This window comes from Mesorhizobium sp. M7A.F.Ca.ET.027.03.2.1 (genome assembly GCF_003999175.1).
Classification (GTDB): domain Bacteria; phylum Pseudomonadota; class Alphaproteobacteria; order Rhizobiales; family Rhizobiaceae; genus Mesorhizobium.
This window is the reverse complement of the sequence record NZ_RZOM01000997.1, coordinates 1-2,293: the sequence shown is the minus strand read 5'-3', so window position 1 is coordinate 2,293 and position 2,293 is coordinate 1. Positions and strand designations below refer to the sequence as shown.

Here is a 2,293-nt window from a genome sequence, read left to right as displayed (position 1 = left end):
GTCTAACCCGCACCGCTTCACGTCGGTTTTCACCGGGCGGTGTTGCCAAGCATCCTTTTTCAGCCAGCTGCGTTATGGCCTTGGCAACGATGGTGGATTCTTCATGGCGAGGTGCATGAGTCCGTTGGCCCGCTCTCGCAGGCGGACATGACCGCAAATGTCGCTTGCCTTTACATGTCCAACGCAAATCCTGACTGGCATTGTTCCGGGAAAGGCTGCGCAACCGCGTTTGAGGTGGGTCAGCGCAGCGTCGACGTTGCGGCGATCGGCAATCGGCCCTCCATGCACACGGTGCGAACGCCCGGAGAATCCTTGATCTGATCTGGTCTTTCAGCGCAGTCGCGGCGGCCACGTGGCTGCTTGTCATGCTGGTCTTGGCGGCAGCGCTTTTGCGTCGCCGCCTCTCCGAGACAACGCGCTCGCCGCTCGAGATCGATTCACATCAGGAGCGCCGATTTACCCGCGCTGTCGGCAGCGCCGTTGCGCTGACCGTTCTGGTGCTCGTCATGATGACGATAGCGAGTTTTTTCGCCGGCAAATCCATTGCTTCGCTGAGCGGAACGGAAACGCTTGCCGTGCGGATCACGGGGCACCAATGGTGGTGGGAGGTCCGGTATGCCGGTAATGATCCCTCGCAATCGATCGTCACGGCAAATGAAATCCATGTCCCGGTTGGCGAACCGGTCAAGGTCGAACTCGATTCGCTCGATGTTATTCATAGCTTCTGGGTGCCGAAACTTGCCGGTAAGCGCGATCTCATTCCGGGCCGGCCAAGCCAGCTTACCCTCATCGCCGATAAGCCCGGCATCTATCGTGGCCAGTGTGCCGAATTCTGCGGCTATCAGCACGCCCATATGGCCATCACCGTCATCGCGGAAAGCCGCGAAGCGTTCGACGCATGGCAATCCAGGCAAAACGCCGTCGCATCCGCGCCTGGCGGCGAGGAAGAACGCCGCGGCCAACAGGCATTTCTTTTCACCGGCTGTGCGCTCTGCCATACGATAAGAGGCACGCCTGCCAGCGGAACGGTCGGTCCTGATCTTACGCATCTCGCCAGCCGACGTGCACTGGCCGCAGATACGCTGGCCATGACCCCTGGCGCGCTCGCCGCCTGGATTGCCGATCCACAGTCGGTAAAGCCCGGCGCCAAGATGCCGCGCATTGCCCTTAGCGCCGACGATCTCAACGCGGTCGTCGCCTATCTCGGAAGCCTCGAATGAGCGGCTTTGGGAGAAAGCCGGCCGAGCATACCCAGGAGGGCCTGAAAGGTATCCGTGACACCGGCCTCGAAGAGGTGAGACTGCGCGCCTTTCTGGGGCATGCCTGGCGAACGCCGAAAGGCTTCTACGGCTGGCTGGTCACGGTCGATCACAAGCTGATCGGACGGCGCTATATCGTGACGGCTTTCCTGTTTCTCATCCTTGCGGGTCTATCAGCGCTCGCCATGCGTTTCCAGCTTGCCCAGCCTGAGGCCGGCCACATCGGCCCCGATCTCTACAACCAGCTGTTCACCATGCATGGCACGACGATGATGTTTCTGTTCGCCGTGCCGGTGATGGAAGCTTTCGCCATTTACCTGGTGCCGCTGATGATCGGCACTCGCAATGTCGCCTTTCCGCGGCTCAATGCATTCAGCTACTGGGTCTATCTTTCCGGCGGGCTGATGATCTGGATCGCCTTCGCCTTCGAAACCGGTGCGGATGCCGGCTGGTTTTCCTACGTACCGCTCGCCGGACCCGAATATGGCATCGGCAAGCGCCCCGATTTTTGGGCGCAGATGGTGACCTACACTGAAGTGTCCGCGCTCGCGGTAGCGGTCGAGATCATCGCGACAGTGTTCAAACAACGTGCTCCCGGCATGTCGCTTGACCGCATCCCGCTCTATGTCTGGTCCGTCCTCGTCACGGCTTTCGTCATCCTGTTCGCCATGCCGGCCGTGATGGTCTCGAGCACAATGCTGATCCTGGACCGCCTGGTCGGCACGAAATTCTTCGATCCCGCTGCAGGCGGCGATGCACTGCTGTGGCAGAATCTGTTCTGGTTCTTCGGCCATCCCGAGGTCTACATCATCTTCATTCCGGCGACCGGCTTCGTCTCCGCGATCCTGCCGACCTTCGTTCGCCGCCCGATCTTTGGCTATCTCGGGATCGTCCTGTCGTTGATCGCGATCGGTTTTCTTTCCTTCGGCCTGTGGGTGCACCACATGTTCGCTACCGGCCTGCCGCAGCTCGGCGAAAGCTTCTTTACCGCTTCCTCGATGATGATCGCCATTCCGAGCGGCATTCAGATCTTC

At 60.4% G+C, this 2,293-nt stretch carries 2 protein-coding genes and 1 pseudogene; all 3 read left to right on the top strand.

All coding sequences use genetic code 11. The annotated features are described in order from the left end of the window. Positions 1-305: 305 nt before the first annotated feature. Positions 306-893, top strand: a pseudogene (coxB, locus tag EN750_RS41555) (cytochrome c oxidase subunit II); the annotation flags it as partial. Further along, positions 870-1,220: a c-type cytochrome gene (locus tag EN750_RS41550; protein ID WP_281040165.1), complete on the top strand. Its 351-nt coding sequence runs from the start codon at positions 870-872 to the stop codon at positions 1,218-1,220. The pseudogene coxB and the gene EN750_RS41550, both read left to right, overlap by 24 nt. After that, positions 1,217-2,293 (top strand): cbb3-type cytochrome c oxidase subunit I (locus EN750_RS30195; protein ID WP_189526562.1); only part of this gene is annotated, 1,077 nt, incomplete at its 3' end. The genes EN750_RS41550 and EN750_RS30195, both read left to right, overlap by 4 nt.